The organism is Hyphomonas oceanitis SCH89 (genome assembly GCF_000685295.1).
In the GTDB taxonomy this organism is placed as follows: Bacteria; Pseudomonadota; Alphaproteobacteria; order Caulobacterales; family Hyphomonadaceae; genus Hyphomonas; species Hyphomonas oceanitis.
In genome coordinates this window covers 81,168-95,919 of the sequence record NZ_ARYL01000017.1, presented here as the reverse complement: position 1 = coordinate 95,919, position 14,752 = coordinate 81,168, and the positions used below count along the sequence as shown (strand labels likewise).

14 protein-coding genes are annotated in these 14,752 nt (G+C 61.9%); 2 read left to right on the top strand and 12 right to left on the bottom strand.

Going from position 1 to position 14,752, the window contains the following annotated elements; genetic code table 11:
- Positions 1-200: 200 nt before the first annotated feature.
- A complete protein-coding gene (locus HOC_RS12245; protein WP_035539007.1) occupies positions 201-2,039 on the top strand; it encodes an ABC transporter transmembrane domain-containing protein in 1,839 nt (612 codons plus the stop codon).
- Here the strand turns inward: HOC_RS12245 and HOC_RS22540 are convergent.
- The 11 genes from HOC_RS22540 to gap form a co-directional block, all read right to left on the bottom strand.
- Positions 2,036-2,194, bottom strand: coding sequence for a hypothetical protein (locus HOC_RS22540; RefSeq protein ID WP_164473922.1), 159 nt, complete (start codon positions 2,192-2,194; stop codon positions 2,036-2,038). The genes HOC_RS12245 and HOC_RS22540 overlap by 4 nt on opposite strands.
- A 122-nt stretch (positions 2,195-2,316) precedes the next feature.
- Positions 2,317-2,604, bottom strand: a complete 288-nt coding sequence (locus HOC_RS12240; RefSeq protein WP_051624825.1) for a GIY-YIG nuclease family protein — start codon at positions 2,602-2,604, stop codon at positions 2,317-2,319.
- 70 nt (positions 2,605-2,674) lie between these two features.
- Entirely contained in the window at positions 2,675-4,174 is a 1,500-nt protein-coding gene (locus tag HOC_RS12235) for a flavin-containing monooxygenase (RefSeq protein ID WP_035538951.1), read from the bottom strand.
- A gap of 71 nt (positions 4,175-4,245) precedes the next feature.
- Complete coding sequence (locus HOC_RS12230; protein ID WP_035538948.1) at positions 4,246-5,070, bottom strand: inositol monophosphatase family protein; 825 nt, start codon at positions 5,068-5,070, stop codon at positions 4,246-4,248.
- Between the two features lie 12 nt (positions 5,071-5,082).
- Positions 5,083-5,649 (bottom strand): elongation factor P, encoded by a 567-nt coding sequence (efp, locus tag HOC_RS12225; RefSeq protein WP_035538945.1) that lies wholly within the window; start codon positions 5,647-5,649, stop codon positions 5,083-5,085.
- Between the two features lie 68 nt (positions 5,650-5,717).
- Entirely contained in the window at positions 5,718-6,389 is a 672-nt protein-coding gene (gene thiE / locus HOC_RS12220; RefSeq protein ID WP_035538942.1) for a thiamine phosphate synthase, read from the bottom strand.
- 51 nt (positions 6,390-6,440) lie between these two features.
- Positions 6,441-6,668 carry a DUF1272 domain-containing protein gene (locus tag HOC_RS12215; protein WP_035538939.1) on the bottom strand — a complete coding sequence of 76 codons (228 nt, stop codon included), beginning with the start codon at positions 6,666-6,668 and terminating at the stop codon, positions 6,441-6,443.
- 7 nt (positions 6,669-6,675) lie between these two features.
- Entirely contained in the window at positions 6,676-8,778 is a 2,103-nt protein-coding gene (locus HOC_RS12210) for a M3 family metallopeptidase (protein ID WP_051624823.1), read from the bottom strand.
- Positions 8,779-8,935: 157 nt separating this feature from the next.
- Positions 8,936-9,829, bottom strand: a complete 894-nt coding sequence (locus HOC_RS12205) for a fructose bisphosphate aldolase (protein WP_035538999.1) — start codon at positions 9,827-9,829, stop codon at positions 8,936-8,938.
- Between the two features lie 312 nt (positions 9,830-10,141).
- Entirely contained in the window at positions 10,142-11,335 is a 1,194-nt protein-coding gene (locus HOC_RS12200; protein WP_035538938.1) for a phosphoglycerate kinase, read from the bottom strand.
- A gap of 13 nt (positions 11,336-11,348) precedes the next feature.
- The gene (gene gap / locus HOC_RS12195; protein ID WP_035538935.1) at positions 11,349-12,359 is read right to left on the bottom strand and encodes a type I glyceraldehyde-3-phosphate dehydrogenase; all 1,011 of its coding nucleotides are present in this window, start codon (positions 12,357-12,359) and stop codon (positions 11,349-11,351) included.
- 238 nt (positions 12,360-12,597) lie between these two features.
- On the opposite strand from gap, the gene HOC_RS12190 reads away from it, so the two are divergent.
- Positions 12,598-13,566: a DMT family transporter gene (locus HOC_RS12190; RefSeq protein ID WP_162174838.1), complete on the top strand. Its 969-nt coding sequence runs from the start codon at positions 12,598-12,600 to the stop codon at positions 13,564-13,566.
- Here HOC_RS12190 and HOC_RS12185 read toward each other — a convergent pair.
- A complete protein-coding gene (locus HOC_RS12185) occupies positions 13,563-14,735 on the bottom strand; it encodes a CaiB/BaiF CoA transferase family protein (RefSeq protein WP_035538930.1) in 1,173 nt (390 codons plus the stop codon). The genes HOC_RS12190 and HOC_RS12185 overlap by 4 nt on opposite strands.
- Positions 14,736-14,752: the final 17 nt, after the last annotated feature.

Genomic DNA, 14,752 nt, shown 5'->3' with positions numbered 1-14,752 from the left:
CCTTGCAATGACGGGGCGGACCATACATTTTCATAGCCTGGGCCTCTCTATGTAGCCTGGTGTAACGGGTTGAATTCGCACGAGGTGCGCTGGCATGTCTCAGCCATTTTTCGAAGCCCGGCGTGTAACTGAAACAGGACCGCCCTGCAAGGGGGGGCTTGCATTTGAATCCGAAGCGCCCGGCGCAGAAAGACTTCCCCATGGCTGACTCAGAGACCCGCCTCGTTGAGGATCGGCGTACCACGTTGCCTGACGGGGGCGAAGCGCTGGGTCGGCCGAAGGCGCGCAGCCTGAAGCCCCTGACCCTGCTGCTGCCCTATTTCCGGAAACACTGGATCACGGTCATGATTGCCGGGGTTTTCCTGATCCTGGCGGCGGCCTCGAGCCTTCTGATCCCCGTTCTGCTGGGCCGGGCGGCGGATGCAGGCCAATCCGCCGAAGGCAATGTCCAGAAACTGCTGGAGCTGATCAACAAGGCGTTTTTCTGGGTGTTTCTCGCAGCCATTGGCTCCGGGATGCTTGGGGCCGTGCGGTTCTACTTTGTGTCGCGCTTCGGCGAGCGGGTGGCGGCGGACCTGCGGCGTGACCTTTATGCCCACCTCCTGAAGCTGTCGCCGGCCTACCATTCCAAGATGCGCTCAGGCGAAGCCGTGTCGCGCCTGACGGCGGACATCACCCTGATCGAGACCTTCCTTGGCACATCGGCCTCGATGGCGGCCCGGACGCTGCTGACCACGACAGGCGCGCTGGTGATGATGATGGTCGTGAACTGGAAGCTGGGCCTGACTTTGCTCGCCATGCTGCCGGTGGCGATCCTGCCAGTGCTCGGGATTGGCCGGATCATACGGAAAATGTCGAACCGGGCGCAGTCGCGCCTCTCCGATGCCGGTGCTGAGGCAGCCGAGGCTCTGGACGCGATCGAGCTGGTTCAGGCCTATGGGCGCGAGGACGGGCGCCTTGCCTCGTTCACGACGGCTGTGGAGGCAACCTTCGCGGCGGCCATGAAGCGGATCGGGGCGCGGGCCCTGATGATCGTGATGGTCTCGGTTCTGCTGTTTGGCGGCTTTGTGGGTGTGCTCTGGCTTGGGGCGCGCGGCGTGGCGACCGGCGAGATGACGTTCGGCAATCTCGCCTCCATGGTGATGTATGCGCTTTATGCGGGATCCGGCATCGGCATGCTGGCGGAAGTCTATGGGGAAGTGATGCGCGCGGCGGGCGCGGCAGACCGCGCCGCTGAAGTGCTGAACACTGATATCGAGATTGCGGCGCCGAACCATCCCGTGGCGCTGCCCAGCAAAGTGACGGGCGCGCTGACCTTCGATCATGTGACGTTCCGCTATGGGGAGGAGGCACTCTCGGCGCTGGAGGATTTCTCGCTGACCGTGAAGCCGGGTGAGTTTGTTGCGCTGGTGGGTCCGAGCGGGGCCGGCAAAACCAGCGTGTTCCGCCTCGCGCTGCGCCTGTTCGATCCGCAAAAGGGGAAAGTGTCGCTGGATGGTGTGGCGTCGGTGTCGGCTGACCCGAGCGACTGGCGCCACCAGTTTGCCTATGCGCCGCAGGAATCGGCGCTGTTTACCGGCACAGCGGGCGAGAACATTGCCTTTGGCACGGATAATCCGGATGCGGCGCTGCTGGAGCATGCCGCGCGGATGGCCGAGGCGATGGACTTCCTCAATGCCAAGGAAGGCCTCGCGACAGACCTTGGCCAGAAGGGGCGGAGCCTCTCAGGCGGCCAGCGCCAACGTGTTGCCCTGGCGCGGGCCTTGGTGCGGGATGCGCCTGTCCTGTTGCTGGACGAGGCGACAAGCGCGCTCGATTCCGAGAGCGAGGCCGCCGTGCGCCGCGCGATTGCCAATGCCGCCGAGGGCCGCACGACGCTTGTCATCGCGCACCGCCTGTCGACGGTGCGCCGGGCCGACAGGATCGTGGTGATGGAGCAGGGCCGGATCGTTGAAGAGGGCACGCATGACGAACTGGTTGCCAAGGGCGGGCTTTATGCGCGCCTCGCGGAACTGCAGTTCGCGAGCGAGCAGGCTTAGGACTTGCGCAGCTTCTTGACCTTGCCATCAATCGTGAAGGCAAAGGCGAGCGACAGGATAAGCGGGACCCAGATCGGTAGTTCGCCGAGACCGGGGGTTTGCAGTGCTGCCGCGAGATGATCGTCAACGCACCACCATAATAGCCATAACCACATACAGATACTCCTTCTTCCGTACGCCCTTAGGGTATGGGATCTATTCCGGGAATTATAGGGGTGGAAGCTTTTGTGCGCCGCCCCTGCCTTCGCAGGGGACACGGAAATCGGGGTTCGTGAGGTTACCAGTTCAGGCGTTCGTAGAGATCGACCCCGTCCGGATTATCTTCTGCGATTTGTCTCAGCTTCCAGTCGCGCTTCCATTTCTTCATCTGCCATTCGCGCTGTTTGGCAGCGTCGCGGCTTTCGAAGTCTGCATACCAGACCAGCTTTTTGCAGCCGTGGTCCCGGCTCCAACCGGGCAGCAGCCCGTGGCGATGTTCATGCGCGCGCCGCGATATGTCGTCCGTATGGCCGATATAGAGCGCGCCCGTGGTGGGGTTCATCACCATGTAGACATAGAACGCCACCCAGCCCTCCAAATCACACGCACAATATTCACCGTGTCCCCTGCGAAGGCAGGGGCGGCTTCCCTTTAGTTTATTCAGCCGCCTGTAAAACCGGTTTCTCGGACTTGGCAGTCGCGCGCTCCGTTTCAAACGCCAGTACGCCATCGTCAACGCGGCCATAGCGCAGGTTCATCATGTCGGCTGTGTAGCTCTGGTGGAGCTTCCAGGGGGCTTCCTTGTGCTGGCGGGGGAACTTGTCCATCACGCGCTGGAAATAGCCGGACGAGAAATCGACGAACGGGTCGGTCTCATCGGGGAAGGCATCCAGTTTTGCCGTGACCGAGGCATAGTTGTTGCGGTCCATATAGTTGATCAGGCGGCAGACATATTCCGATGTCAGGTCAGCCTTCAGCGTCCACGACGCATTGGTATAGCCAAACGTGATCGCCAAGTTTGGCACGTTGGAGACCATGACGCCCTTGTAGTTGAGCAGGGAACCCGGCGCGGCTTTCACGCCATCGACGCTGACATCAATGCCGTTCATGTATTGAAGATTGAGGCCCGTGGCGGTCACGATAATGTCTGCCTCCAGCGTTTCGCCGGATTTGAGCTCAATGCCATTCTCGGTGAAGCGGGCGATGTGGTCGGTGGCGACGGAAGCCTTGCCGGCCTTCAGGGCTGTGAAGAGATCAGAATCCGGCACGAGGCAGAGGCGCTGTTCCCATGGATTATAGGACGGCGTGAAATGTTTCTCGACGTCATAGTCCGGCCCCAGCTCTTCGCGGACCATGCCGAGCAGGCGTTCGCGGGCCTTTTCCGGATGCGCGCGGGTCTGGCGGAAGAAGAATTGCTGGAAGAGGACGTTGCGCCAGCGGATGAGGCCATAGGCCCAGCTATCGGGCAGGAACTTGCGCAGCTTGTTGGCGAACGTGTCGACGGCAGGACGCGACACGACATAGGTAGGCGAGCGCTGCAGCATGGTGACATGAGCGGCTTTGTCAGTCATCGCGGGAAGCAGCGTCATCGCCGTTGCGCCGGAGCCGATGATGACGACCTTCTTGCCGGAATAGTCCAGGTCTTCCGGCCAGTGCTGGGGATGGACGATCTGGCCCTTGAAGCTGGCTTCACCCGGGAATTCCGGCTTGTAGCCCTGATCGTAATTGTAATAGCCGCCGCAGAGGAAGAGGAAGCCACAGGTGATCTGTTCGCGCGCGCCTGACGCGGTTTCCAGGGTCACATGCCAGGATTGATCGGCGCCGGACCAGTCGGCTGCGACGACCTTGGTGTCGAACTGGATCTGGTCAGTGATGCCGTATTCGTCGGCTGTCTGGCGGACATATTTGCGGATCGACGGGCCGTCGGCAATGGCCTTGGATTCCGTCCACGGTTTGAAATTGTAGCCCAGCGTGTGCATGTCGCTGTCCGAGCGGATGCCGGGATAGCGGAACAGGTCCCATGTGCCGCCAATCGCGCTGCGCTGTTCGACAATCCGGTAGGATTTATCCGGGCAGCGCTTGGTCAGGTGTACGGCGGCGCCAATGCCTGAAAGGCCGGCGCCGATGATGAGAATGTCTGTATCTGTCTGGGTCATGCCCGGAATGATACAATGACAGTGTCGATGCCACAAGAATAGATGACGCGAGTGTCACCTATATTCGCGTGCTATTTGATGGCGGCGGCCTTGCCGAAGGCGTCGGCGTGCCGGATCTGCTTGCGCACAGCGGGGAGGATGTCCTCGTTGCCCGCGACGATCGAGCCGGTTTTGAGCACGTCGCCGCCGTCGATTTCTTCGATATAGCCGCCCGCTTCGCGCACGAGAACGATGCCCGCTGCGATATCCCACGGCTTCAGGTCGCGCTCCCAGAAGCCGTCAAAGCGGCCAGCGGCAACCCATGCGAGGTCCAGCGCGGCGGAGCCATAGCGGCGAATACCGGCGCAAACGGGCGTCATGGCAGCAATCTCGCGGGCAAAGCCGATATGGGCGGCTTCGGACTTGCCGATCCACGGCGTGCCGGTGGCGACGACGCTTTCGCTGAGCTTGCGGCGAGCGGCCACGCGCAGCTTGCGCTGTTCGAGCCAGGCGCCGCGGCCGGTTTCGGCCCAGAATATCTCGTTCTTGGCAACGTCGAACACGACGCCGCACAGCAGCTGGCCTTCACGCTCAAGCGCGATGGAGACCGAATAGTGCGGCTGGCCGTGCAGAAAGTTCAGCGTGCCGTCGAGCGGGTCGACAATGAAGCGGTTGGACTTGTCCGTGCCTTCGATGATGCCGCGCTCTTCCATGACGAAGCCATAGCCGGGGCGGGCCTTGGAGAGCTGGGCGTAGATGATCTCTTCGGCGCGGTGGTCTGCATTGGAGACGAAGTCGCCCGGGCCCTTCTTGGAAACCTGAAGGTTCTCGACCTCGCCGAAATCACGCGCAAGCGCCCGGCCAGCGGCGCGAGCAGCAGTGATCATGACGGAACCGACGGCGGAGGGTTTTGACATAGGAGGTCCTGACTAGTCTGCGCGGCGCAGATAGGTGCTGTCGGCGGTCTGCACGACGATCCGCTCCCCGACGCCCACGAAAGGCGGGACGAGGACGCGGATGCCGCCTTCGCACATGGCAGGCTTGAAGCTGTTGGCGGCCGTCTGGCCTTTGACGACCGGTTCGGTCTCGAGGATTTCGATGATGACCTGCTCTGGCAGGGCAACGCCGATCGGGCGCTCGCCGTAGAATTCGATCGTGACCATCATGCCGTCCTGCAGGAACGCGCCTTGGTCGCCGATGAAGTCCCGCTCGATCATGATCTGTTCGTAGGTCTCGGTATCCATGAACGTGAACGCATTGTCGTCAGCGAACAGGTACTGGAAGTCCTTCTGTTCGAGGCGCACGCGCTCGACCGTCTCACTGGAGCGGAAGCGCGTGTTGGACTTGGAGCCGTTGAACAGGTTGCGAAGTTCAACCTGGTTGAAGGCGCCGCCCTTGCCGGGCTTGACGGCCATGGTCTTGATCGCGCGCCATACGGTGCCTTCATACTCGATCACGTTGCCTGGCTTGATTTCATTACCATTGATCTTGGCCATTGAAGTCGTCCTAATTGGGGTTTGGCGCGGCGTAAGCCTTTGCCGCGCGAGGGTCAAGCGGCGGGGTGTTAACGCGAATGCAGGCTATCCAGCAAGGCGTTGAAGGCAAATACAGCAGCGGCGGCGCCCTCCGGATGGTTCCAGACGCCGGATGAGACAGCGAGGAAGTCGGCGCCGGCGGTGACAAGCGGGGCGGCATTATCGACCGTGATGCCACCAATCGCGACGCAGGGCAGTTCCATTGTCTCCTGCCAGAACTCGAGGAGCTCCAGCTCTGCGGGCACCGTGCCAGCCTTGGTCTCGGTCGGATAGAAGGCGCCAAAGGCGACATAATCTGCGCCCTGTTCACCGGCGGCCATAGCTGCGTGGCGGCTGTTCTTCGCGGTTGCGCCAAGGATCATGTCGCTGCCGACGATCTCGCGGGCCTTTTTGATGGGCATGTCTTCCGGACCGACATGGACGCCGTCGGCGCCAAGTTCCACGGCCAGTTCGGGGCTGTCATTGATGATGATGGCGGTGCCATAGGCTTGCGCCATGGCCATGACGGTCTCGGTGACCTCGCGCGTTGCAGCAATGTCGATCTTCCCGTCATCGCCTTTCAGGCGAATCTGGAGGCTGGCGACATCGCCTGCTTCGAGCGCGCCTTCGAGAATGGCGGCGAACTCCGCCACATCGCTGATGCGGGGCGGGGTGATGAGATAGAGACGGGTGCGCTCGCGCGGAGGGATCTTTTCAGCCATGGGCGGGCTCTCTAGCCCAAGCAGGGCAGGGAAGGAAGGCGGCTTTACCGGTTACTTCGGGCCGATGCGCTTTGTACTCGCCGGATTGCGGGCGAGTGCACCGCCCTTGCGCATCGGGCGGGGCTCGAGGTCGCCCTTGCAGTTCGGGCAGACGCCGTCGAGGGGGCCGTCGGTGCACTCATCGCAGAAGGTACACTCGAACGAGCAGATGAAGGCGCCGACTTCATCTGGCGGCAAGTCTGCATCGCAGCGTTCACAATTGGGGCGCATCTCGAGCATGGCGGGCCTATTTCTTCTTTTTCATCGGCTTGCCGGACTGGGCGGCGTCGATCAGCTTTTTCTCGTAGGCTTCTGGCGTCCAGTCGCGGCCGAGGAAATCATGAACCAGTTCGGCGGCAGGTTTTGACGAGCCGGGCGCCAGGACATTGTCGCGATAGCGGGCGGCGGTGTCCGGGTCGCGCAGGCCGTTCTTTTCGAACTCGGTGAACATGTCCGTCGAGATCGCGAGCGACCATTGATAGGTGTAGTATATCGCCGAATAGCCATCGAGATGGCCGAAGCTGGCATAGCGGTGGACATCCGGAAGAGCCTCGAAGGGGCTGAGCGCGGACTGTCGCTCATTCCAGATTTCGTCGAAATCGACTTCATCCGGCGGCCGGTTGTAATAGTTGAGCGATACGCCCGCATAGATGAGCTGGCGCAGCGTGCCGAGGCCTGTGCCGAAGTCGCGGGCGGCGTTCATTTTTGCGACCAGTTCACGCGGGATAGTTTCACCGTCTGCATTCACGGCGAACTTGGCGAGCGTGTCATAATCCCAGACCCAGTTCTCCAGCATCTGCGACGGCGCCTCGATGAAATCCCATTCGAGATTGCCCATGGTGAGGTTGGCAAAGTCTGGTTGTCCGGAGAACATGCCGTGGATGAGGTGACCGAACTCGTGGAGGAAGGTCTCGACCTGACGGTGTTCCATCAGGCCGGTCGTGTGATCGCCTGCCGGAAAGTTGCACATCAGTGCGCCGACCGGCACGCCGTCCGAGGTCGGGCCGAAGCGGATCGGGAAGGCGGCGGCGTGCTTGTACTTGCCGTCGCGGGGATGCATGTCGAGGAAGAAGCGACCGATCAGCTCGCCGTTCCGGTACATCTCGTGGGCGGTGACACTTTCGTCCCAGACGGGGGCATTGGCCCAGTTGCGTATCTCGACGCCGAACAGGTCCTGCACCAGCGAGAAGATCCCGCTGCGGACATTGTCATAGGCGAAATACTGGCGGACTTCCTGGCTGTCGAGCGCATAGTCCGATTGGCGGATCTGCTCGGCGAGGTAACTGCTGCTCCATTCCGGCACGGTGTCGGCGTCAGGCTTCGTTTCAACGAGCTTGGCGAGAAGGCGCTGGTATTCGATGCCGGCGGCATCCGTTGCGGCGGTTTCGAAACGCGACAGGAAGGCTTCGGCGACTTCCGGCGAGCCGGTCATCTTGTCTTCGGTGACATAGGCGGCCCAGTTCGGATAGCCGAGCAGGGTGGCGAGCTCGTAGCGCTTCTCGAGGAGTTTGCGAAGCGGTCCTATGTTTTCAGGATAGGCGCGGTCGCTGTCGACCTGGCGCAGTTGCTTGCGCAGCGCTTCATTCGGCGAATAGCTGTAGATGGGGCCGGTATCGGGATAGTCGGTGGTGATCGTGATCTGACCGTTTTCGTCGGGCTGGTGCGCGTCGATATAGTCCTGCGGCATGCCCATCAGGGCATCGACGGATTCCAGAACGACCTTGCCCTGGATCTCGCGGAGGTTCTTGCTGAATTCAGTGCTGATCTCAGCCAGTTCGGCATTGATGGCGCGGACTTTGTCACGCGTCTGCTCATCCTTGTCGATGCCTGAGCGGCGATAGTCGCGCAGTGTCCGCGCGAGCAGGAATTGTTCACGCTCATTCAGCGCTTCGGTATCAATGGAAGACAGGCGTTCGTAGACGGGCCGCGACAGGGAGAGGCGTGTCATGACGTCAGATGTGCGTTGCTGGCAGGTGTCGCCCGCTTCCCGTATGGCCGGGTCGGGATTGGCTTCAGCCATGACCGATGCTTCGCCATAGCCGACCGACATGGCGAGGTTTGTCAGCGTGTCGAGGAAATAGATATCTGAGGCGCCCGCGACGCTGTCACGGCCCTCAAGGTCTGCAATCATCTTGTTGGCAAGGTCGAGGGCATTGTTGCAGCGAACGGTGAAAACATCGGCGCTGGCAGGGGCCAGAACGAGATCGCCCATCATCGTCTTGGCGTCGGCGGCGAGCAGGTTTTCAGCTGGGGCGGCAGGCGCTGGTGCTTCGGCCTTCTGGGCGGGTGAGCAGGCGGCGGCGCCCATCAGGAGGGCTGCGGCGGAAGCGGCGATCTTCAGGTGTTTCATCTGGCGGTGTCCCTCGTCATGCGGCGAAGATTGTCCCGTGGGGCGTCGCCTCGCTAAGGTGGCAACTTGTCTTGCTATGGCACCCGTGTCCAGTCTGGTCCGGGCAACAAAAAAGGCGGCCCGAAGGCCGCCTTTGAATGAAGCGCAGATGAGTGGTTCAGCCGGCTTTTGACGCCTGAAAAATACCGTCAATCGTGGCGGCGAGCGTGCGATCAAAGTCTGCATCGCTTTGCTTGGCCGAGAGACCTTCGGTGAGGGCGCGGGAGAAGCTGGCAATCATGCCGGTATTTGACGAGAGCTTGTCGTTTGCCTCTTCGCGGCTGTAGCCGCCTGAGAGCGCAACGACGCGCATCACGCGTGGGTGCTTGCAGAGCGATTTGTACTGGTTGGCTTTCTCGGGAAGCGAAAGCTTGAGCATGACTTGCTTGTCGGCGGCAAGGGCGTCGAGTTGCTTGGTGATCTCGGCAAGCAGGATGTCTTCAGCTTCGGCTTTGTCGGCGATCGTGATCGTGACTTCAGGCTCGATGATCGGCATCAGGCCGTGGCCGAGGATCTGGCGGCCAACATCAAACTGCTGCGCGACGACGGCGGCGATACCGACCGGGTTTGCGGCGTTGATGACCGAGCGCATCTTGGTGCCGAAAATGCCCTTTGTGACGGCATGCCCGAGCAGGTGGTCCAGCTCGGGCATCGGCTTCATGAGCTGGACGCCGTCGGCTTCGTCGGCGAGGCCCTTGTCGACTTTCAGGAAGGGAACAACGCTGCGCTCGTTCCAGAGATATTCAGCTGTTGGCACGCCGTCGATTTCGCCATCCATCGTGCGTTCGAACAGGATCGCGCCCATGACCTTCTCACCGGTGAAGGCGGGGGACTTGATGATACGGGCGCGCATCTCGTGGATCTTGCCGAACATTTCTTCGTCATTGGCGTATTCGCTCTCCTCGACGCCATAGAGGCGCAGAGCCTTTGGCGTGGAGCCGCCGGACTGATCGAGCGCGGCGATAAAGCCGTCCTTGTGGGCGGCCTGTTCGGCCATCTGTGTCTTATCCATGTTCAATACCGCGTCAAAACTCATTGTCTGGGGACCTGCTTGGTTGTTTGCAGGCAGTTGCTTTCAAGTACCGTGCCCAAATGTGGCGTCAACAGGACCGGCTGCGCATCTGTCTGAACCGGGGAAATCGCTGCATTTGCGGGGATTTCGGCGCTTTTGGCACAAGGCGGGGCAGGCAACGCGCTGCAAATCGGAATGGACACCGACCAATTCCGGCACAGTCCGATTTCGGGGAAATCGAACGGCGCTGAAATGTGATCGCTATCATTTGGAGGGCCCTGCGCGATTTGCCGCAGGGTGTGCCAATCAGGCTCAGCCTTTCAGGGCATCCACACCGGGAAGGGGCTTGCCTTCCATCCATTCCAGGAAGGCGCCACCAGCGGTCGACACGAACGTGAAATCGTCCGCGACGCCTGCATGGTTGAGCGCTGCGACCGTGTCGCCGCCGCCGGCAACGGCGACCAGCTTGCCGGCCTTGGCAAGCTTTGCGGCGGATTGGGCGGCTGCGACCGTGGCCGTGTCGAACGGGGTCATCTCGAAAGCGCCGAGTGGCCCGTTCCAGACGAGCGTCCTGGCCGTATCCATCGCGGCGCCGAGGGCTGCGACGGTTTGCGGGCCGGCGTCGAGGATCATTTCATCGTCGGCAACGTCATCCAGGCCGCAGGTGCGGTTTGCGGCATTGGCGGCGAATTCCCTGGCGACGACGAGATCGACGGGCAGGAGGATTTGGCAGCCATTGGCCTTGGCGATGGTCTCGATCTCGCGGGCCGTGTCGGCGAGATCATGCTCGCATAGCGACTTGCCGACCGACAGGCCGCGCGCCGCGAGGAACGTGTTGGCCATGCCGCCACCGATGGCGAGCATGTCGACTTGCGTCACGAGGTTTTTGAGGAGGTCGATCTTGGAAGAGACTTTGGCGCCGCCAACAACGGCCAGCACGGGTTTCTCCGGATTGCCGAGCGCCTTGTCGAGGGCGTCGAGTTCGCGTTCCATGGCAGTACCCGCATAGGCGGGCATGATCTCGGCCAGAACGGCGGTCGAGACATGGCGGCGGTGGGCGGCGGAGAAGGCGTCGTTGACGTAGATGTCACCGAGCGCGGCGATTTCCTTTGCCAGGTCCATGTCACCCTTTTCCTCGCCGGGGAGGAAGCGGGTGTTTTCGAGCAGAATCACGCCGGCCGGTGGCAGGTCGGCAATCGCCGCCTTCACATGGTCGCCCCGACAGTCAGCCACGAAGCTGACATTCGAGCCGAGCACCTTGGAAAAGGCGCCGGCGATGGGCGCAAGGCTCATCTCGGCCACGCGCTGGCCCTTCGGGCGACCAAAGTGTGCAAGCAGCACAACCTTGGCGCCGTGGGTGCGCAGCGTCTGGACCGTTTCCACGGCAGAACGCAGGCGGGTGTCATCGGTGACAAGGCCCTTATCCATCGGCACATTGAAATCAACGCGCACGAGGGCGGTCTTGCCAGTGAGGTCGCCGGCGTCGGCGATGCGTTTGAAGGTCATCGCCTGCAGGCTCCTAAAGGAATTTCGCCATCACGAGCGCGGTGTCGCTCATGCGGGTCGCGAAACCCCACTCATTGTCATACCAGGTGAGGATCGAGACGAAATTGCCGTCCATGACCTTGGTCTGGTCGAGGTGGAAGATCGACGAGCGGTTGTCGTGGATGAAGTCGCACGAGACGTTTGGCTGGTCGGTGAAGCCGAGAACGCCTTTCATCGGGCCGTCATTGGCGGCGGCGATGATCGCATTGTTGATCTCTTCCGGCGTTGTCTTGCGTTTGGCGACGAATTTCAGGTCGACAACGGAGACGTTCGGGGTCGGCACGCGAACCGAAATACCGTCCAGCTTGCCCTTCAGTTCCGGCAGCACGAGGCCGACGGCCTTGGCGGCGCCGGTGGAGGTCGGGATCATCGAGAGGGCTGCAGCGCGGCCCCGGTAGAGATCCTTGTGCATCTGGTCGAGCGACGGCTGGTCGTTCGTGTAGGAGTGGATCGTGGTCATCATGCCTTTTTCGATGCCGACCAGGTCGTTGAGAACCTTGGCGACAGGGGAGAGGCAGTTCGTGGTGCACGACGCGTTGGAGACGACCATGTCGTCCTTGGTCAGGGTGTCGTGGTTCACGCCGAAGACGATGGTCTTGTCGGCATTGGTCGCTGGTGCGGACACGAGAACGCGCTTGGCGCCTGCAGCAAGGTGGGCAGAGGCCTTTTCCTTGTCGGCGAAGATGCCGGTGCATTCCATCGCGATGTCGATGTCGAGTTCGCGGTGGGGAAGGTCTTTCGGATCGCGGATGGCGGTCACGAGGATCGGCTTGCCATTGATGACGATCTTGTCGCCGTCGACCTGAACGTCTGCCGGGAAGCGGCCGTGGACGGAGTCGAAGCGCAGAAGGTGAGCGTTCGTAGCAACGGGGCCGAGGTCGTTGATGGCGACGACTTCAATGTCCTTGCGGTCATGCTCGATGATGGAGCGGAGGACGAGACGTCCGATGCGACCGAAGCCATTGATTGCAACACGTATTGCCATTTTAATTTTTCTCCTCAGGCGGGATATAAGCTGCGACTTTGCAGGCCCTTTACGATGCTGAGGCCCGCCCGTCCACCCGGATGACCTGCGGTATCGAGCCGCAAAACCAGGTATTCCGGGGCGTCTTTCAGCCAGAGCCGGTATTGGGAGGCGCGGCTTGCAAGTTCCGTGCAAAATTTGCATGGACTTGCACGGGGGCGCCTGTATTGCCTGAAGGCCTGCTTTGAGAGGTTCGAGGGTGACGGGAGACGTTCCAGACGCGAATATTCCGACTCTGGTGCCGGCAAGCCCTGCCGGCCGAACGCTGGGCGACTGGGTGCTGTTCTGGTTGCTCAGCCTGATCTGGGCCAGTGCTTACCTTTTCACGCGCATCGCGGTCGACAAGGGCCATGCTGACGCGGGCCTGCCACCGGAATGGGTGATTTCGGCGCGCCTGACCATCGGGGCCGTGGCCTTGTGGTGTGTGATGTTGGCGACGCGCCAGCGCCCGCCGCCTTTCTCTGACCGTCGCCGCTGGGGCGCCATTATCGGGATGGGGCTGGTTGGCTCGGTCGTGCCCTTCTTCCTCATCACGACAGCGCAGGAAGTGGTCAATTCAAGCCTTGCCGCGCTCTATACATCGGCCGTTCCGATTTTCGTGGCGATTGGCGCGCATTTCATGTTTCGCGACGAACGGATGACCGCGGGCTCGCTTCTGGGCGTCCTGATCGGCTTTGCCGGTGTGGCCTGCCTGTTCGGACCTGAGGCGATGAAGGGGCTCGGTTCGGCCACGGCGCTGGCGCAACTGATGCTGATGGGCGCAACAATGGCCTACGCGATGTCGAGCCTGATTGCACGAGGCGCGCCGGTCATGCGGGCGATACCGTTTGCAACGGCTTTCGTGACGGTCGCGGCGGTTGTCTCGTGGCCGCTGGTGTTCCTTGTGGATCCGGGTGAGGTGAATGCGGGCTGGTCGAACTGGCTCGCCGTGGCGGGGCTGGGGCTCGGGCCGACCGCGTTCGCACAGGCGCTTTACATGCTGTTGATCGCGCGCACGTCGGCGACCTTTCTGTCTCTGACAGGATATTCCATACCGGTCGTGGCGGCCATTCTGGGCTACTTGCTGTTCGGCGAGACGCAGAGCTGGAATGCCCTTGCGGGCTTCGCGCTCATCCTCGGCGGCGTCTGGCTTGCCCGCAATGGCGGTGGCGGGCGGCGCGCGACCTAGAGGCCGAGGCTTTCGAGGATCGTCTCTGTATCTGCGCCAAGACAGGGCGGATCAATCCGGGTGCTGGCGGGGCTGTCAGAGAATTTGACCGGATGCTTCATTGAGCGATAGGCGCCTGCGACGGCGTGGATGCGCTCCTCGAAGAAGCCGACCTGTTGCAGGTGCGGGTCTGTCAGCACCGCTTCCATCGTGTTGTAGCGCATGGCCGGGATGTTCGCGGCGTCCAGCAGGACGAGCCATTCATCGGTTGTCTTGGTGGCGGCCACTTCCTCGATGAGGGCATAGAGTTCGGTCACATGCTCGGTGCGGGCGGCATAGGTCGAGAAGCGCGGGTCCTGGAAAACATCCGGGCGGCCACCGATGGTGAAGAACTGTTCCCATTGCTGATCGGAATAGGGGACGAGGCCGATATAGCCGTCCCTGGTGGGGTAGGGCTTGCGGTTGGCATTGATCGAGCGGGTGTAGGCGAGGCGGCCATTGCCCGGAATGAAGGTCTCTCCGTAGAGGTTTTCCACCATGTTGAAGAAGGTAAAGCTCTCCAGCATTGGCACCTGAACGAACTGGCCCCTTCCCGTACGTTCCCGGTGAAACAGCGCGGCAAGCGTTGCATAGGTCGCGAACAATCCGACCGTCTTGTCGGCGACGAGGGAGGGGGCGTATTCAGGCGCGCCGCCGGAGCGCATGGCATTGAGTGCGGCAAAGCCGGAAGCACCCTGGATCAGGTCGTCATAGGCCTGGCGTTGTTCATATTCGCCGCCGACACCGAAGCCCGCGCAGTGGACGTAGATGATGTCCGGATTGATCGCCTTGACGGCCTCATAGCCGAAGCCGAGACGGTCCATTCCGGCGAGGCGGACATTGTGGAAGAAGACGTCCGCATCCTTGAGAAGCGCCGTGAGGGCGGCCTTTCCGGCGTCTGTCTGGGCGTCGAGGACGATGGAGCGTTTGTTGCGGTTCAAGGCGGTATAGATGGGGCCGAGGTCGCCTGTGGGGGAGGCACCGGCATAGCGCATCATGTCGCCCGCCTTGCCCTTCTGGCCCGCCTCGACCTTGACCACGTCGGCGCCGAGATCACCGAAGATCAGCGTCGCGAACGGGCCAAGGACGACCGAACTCATGTCGACAATCTTGATGCCGGAGAGGGGGCCTTTGGGGACTTCATGGGTCATTGCGGGGAACTCTTGGG

Excerpts from the sequence above, each read along its gene's own strand:
- efp (WP_035538945.1), bottom strand. The coding sequence starts at position 5,649 with ATGGCCAAGATCAATGGTAATGAAATCAAGCCAGGCAACGTGATCGAG.
- HOC_RS12210 (WP_051624823.1), bottom strand. The coding sequence starts at position 8,778 with ATGAAACACCTGAAGATCGCCGCTTCCGCCGCAGCCCTCCTGATGGGC.
- HOC_RS12205 (WP_035538999.1), bottom strand. The coding sequence starts at position 9,829 with ATGGATAAGACACAGATGGCCGAACAGGCCGCCCACAAGGACGGCTTT.
- HOC_RS12230 (WP_035538948.1), bottom strand. The coding sequence starts at position 5,070 with ATGTCAAAACCCTCCGCCGTCGGTTCCGTCATGATCACTGCTGCTCGC.
- HOC_RS12215 (WP_035538939.1), bottom strand. The coding sequence starts at position 6,668 with ATGCTCGAGATGCGCCCCAATTGTGAACGCTGCGATGCAGACTTGCCG.
- HOC_RS12235 (WP_035538951.1), bottom strand. The coding sequence starts at position 4,174 with ATGACCCAGACAGATACAGACATTCTCATCATCGGCGCCGGCCTTTCA.
- HOC_RS12185 (WP_035538930.1), bottom strand. The coding sequence starts at position 14,735 with ATGACCCATGAAGTCCCCAAAGGCCCCCTCTCCGGCATCAAGATTGTC.
- gap (WP_035538935.1), bottom strand. The coding sequence starts at position 12,359 with ATGGCAATACGTGTTGCAATCAATGGCTTCGGTCGCATCGGACGTCTC.
- HOC_RS22540 (WP_164473922.1), bottom strand. The coding sequence starts at position 2,194 with ATGTGGTTATGGCTATTATGGTGGTGCGTTGACGATCATCTCGCGGCA.
- HOC_RS12245 (WP_035539007.1), top strand. The coding sequence starts at position 201 with ATGGCTGACTCAGAGACCCGCCTCGTTGAGGATCGGCGTACCACGTTG.
- HOC_RS12200 (WP_035538938.1), bottom strand. The coding sequence starts at position 11,335 with ATGACCTTCAAACGCATCGCCGACGCCGGCGACCTCACTGGCAAGACC.
- thiE (WP_035538942.1), bottom strand. The coding sequence starts at position 6,389 with ATGGCTGAAAAGATCCCTCCGCGCGAGCGCACCCGTCTCTATCTCATC.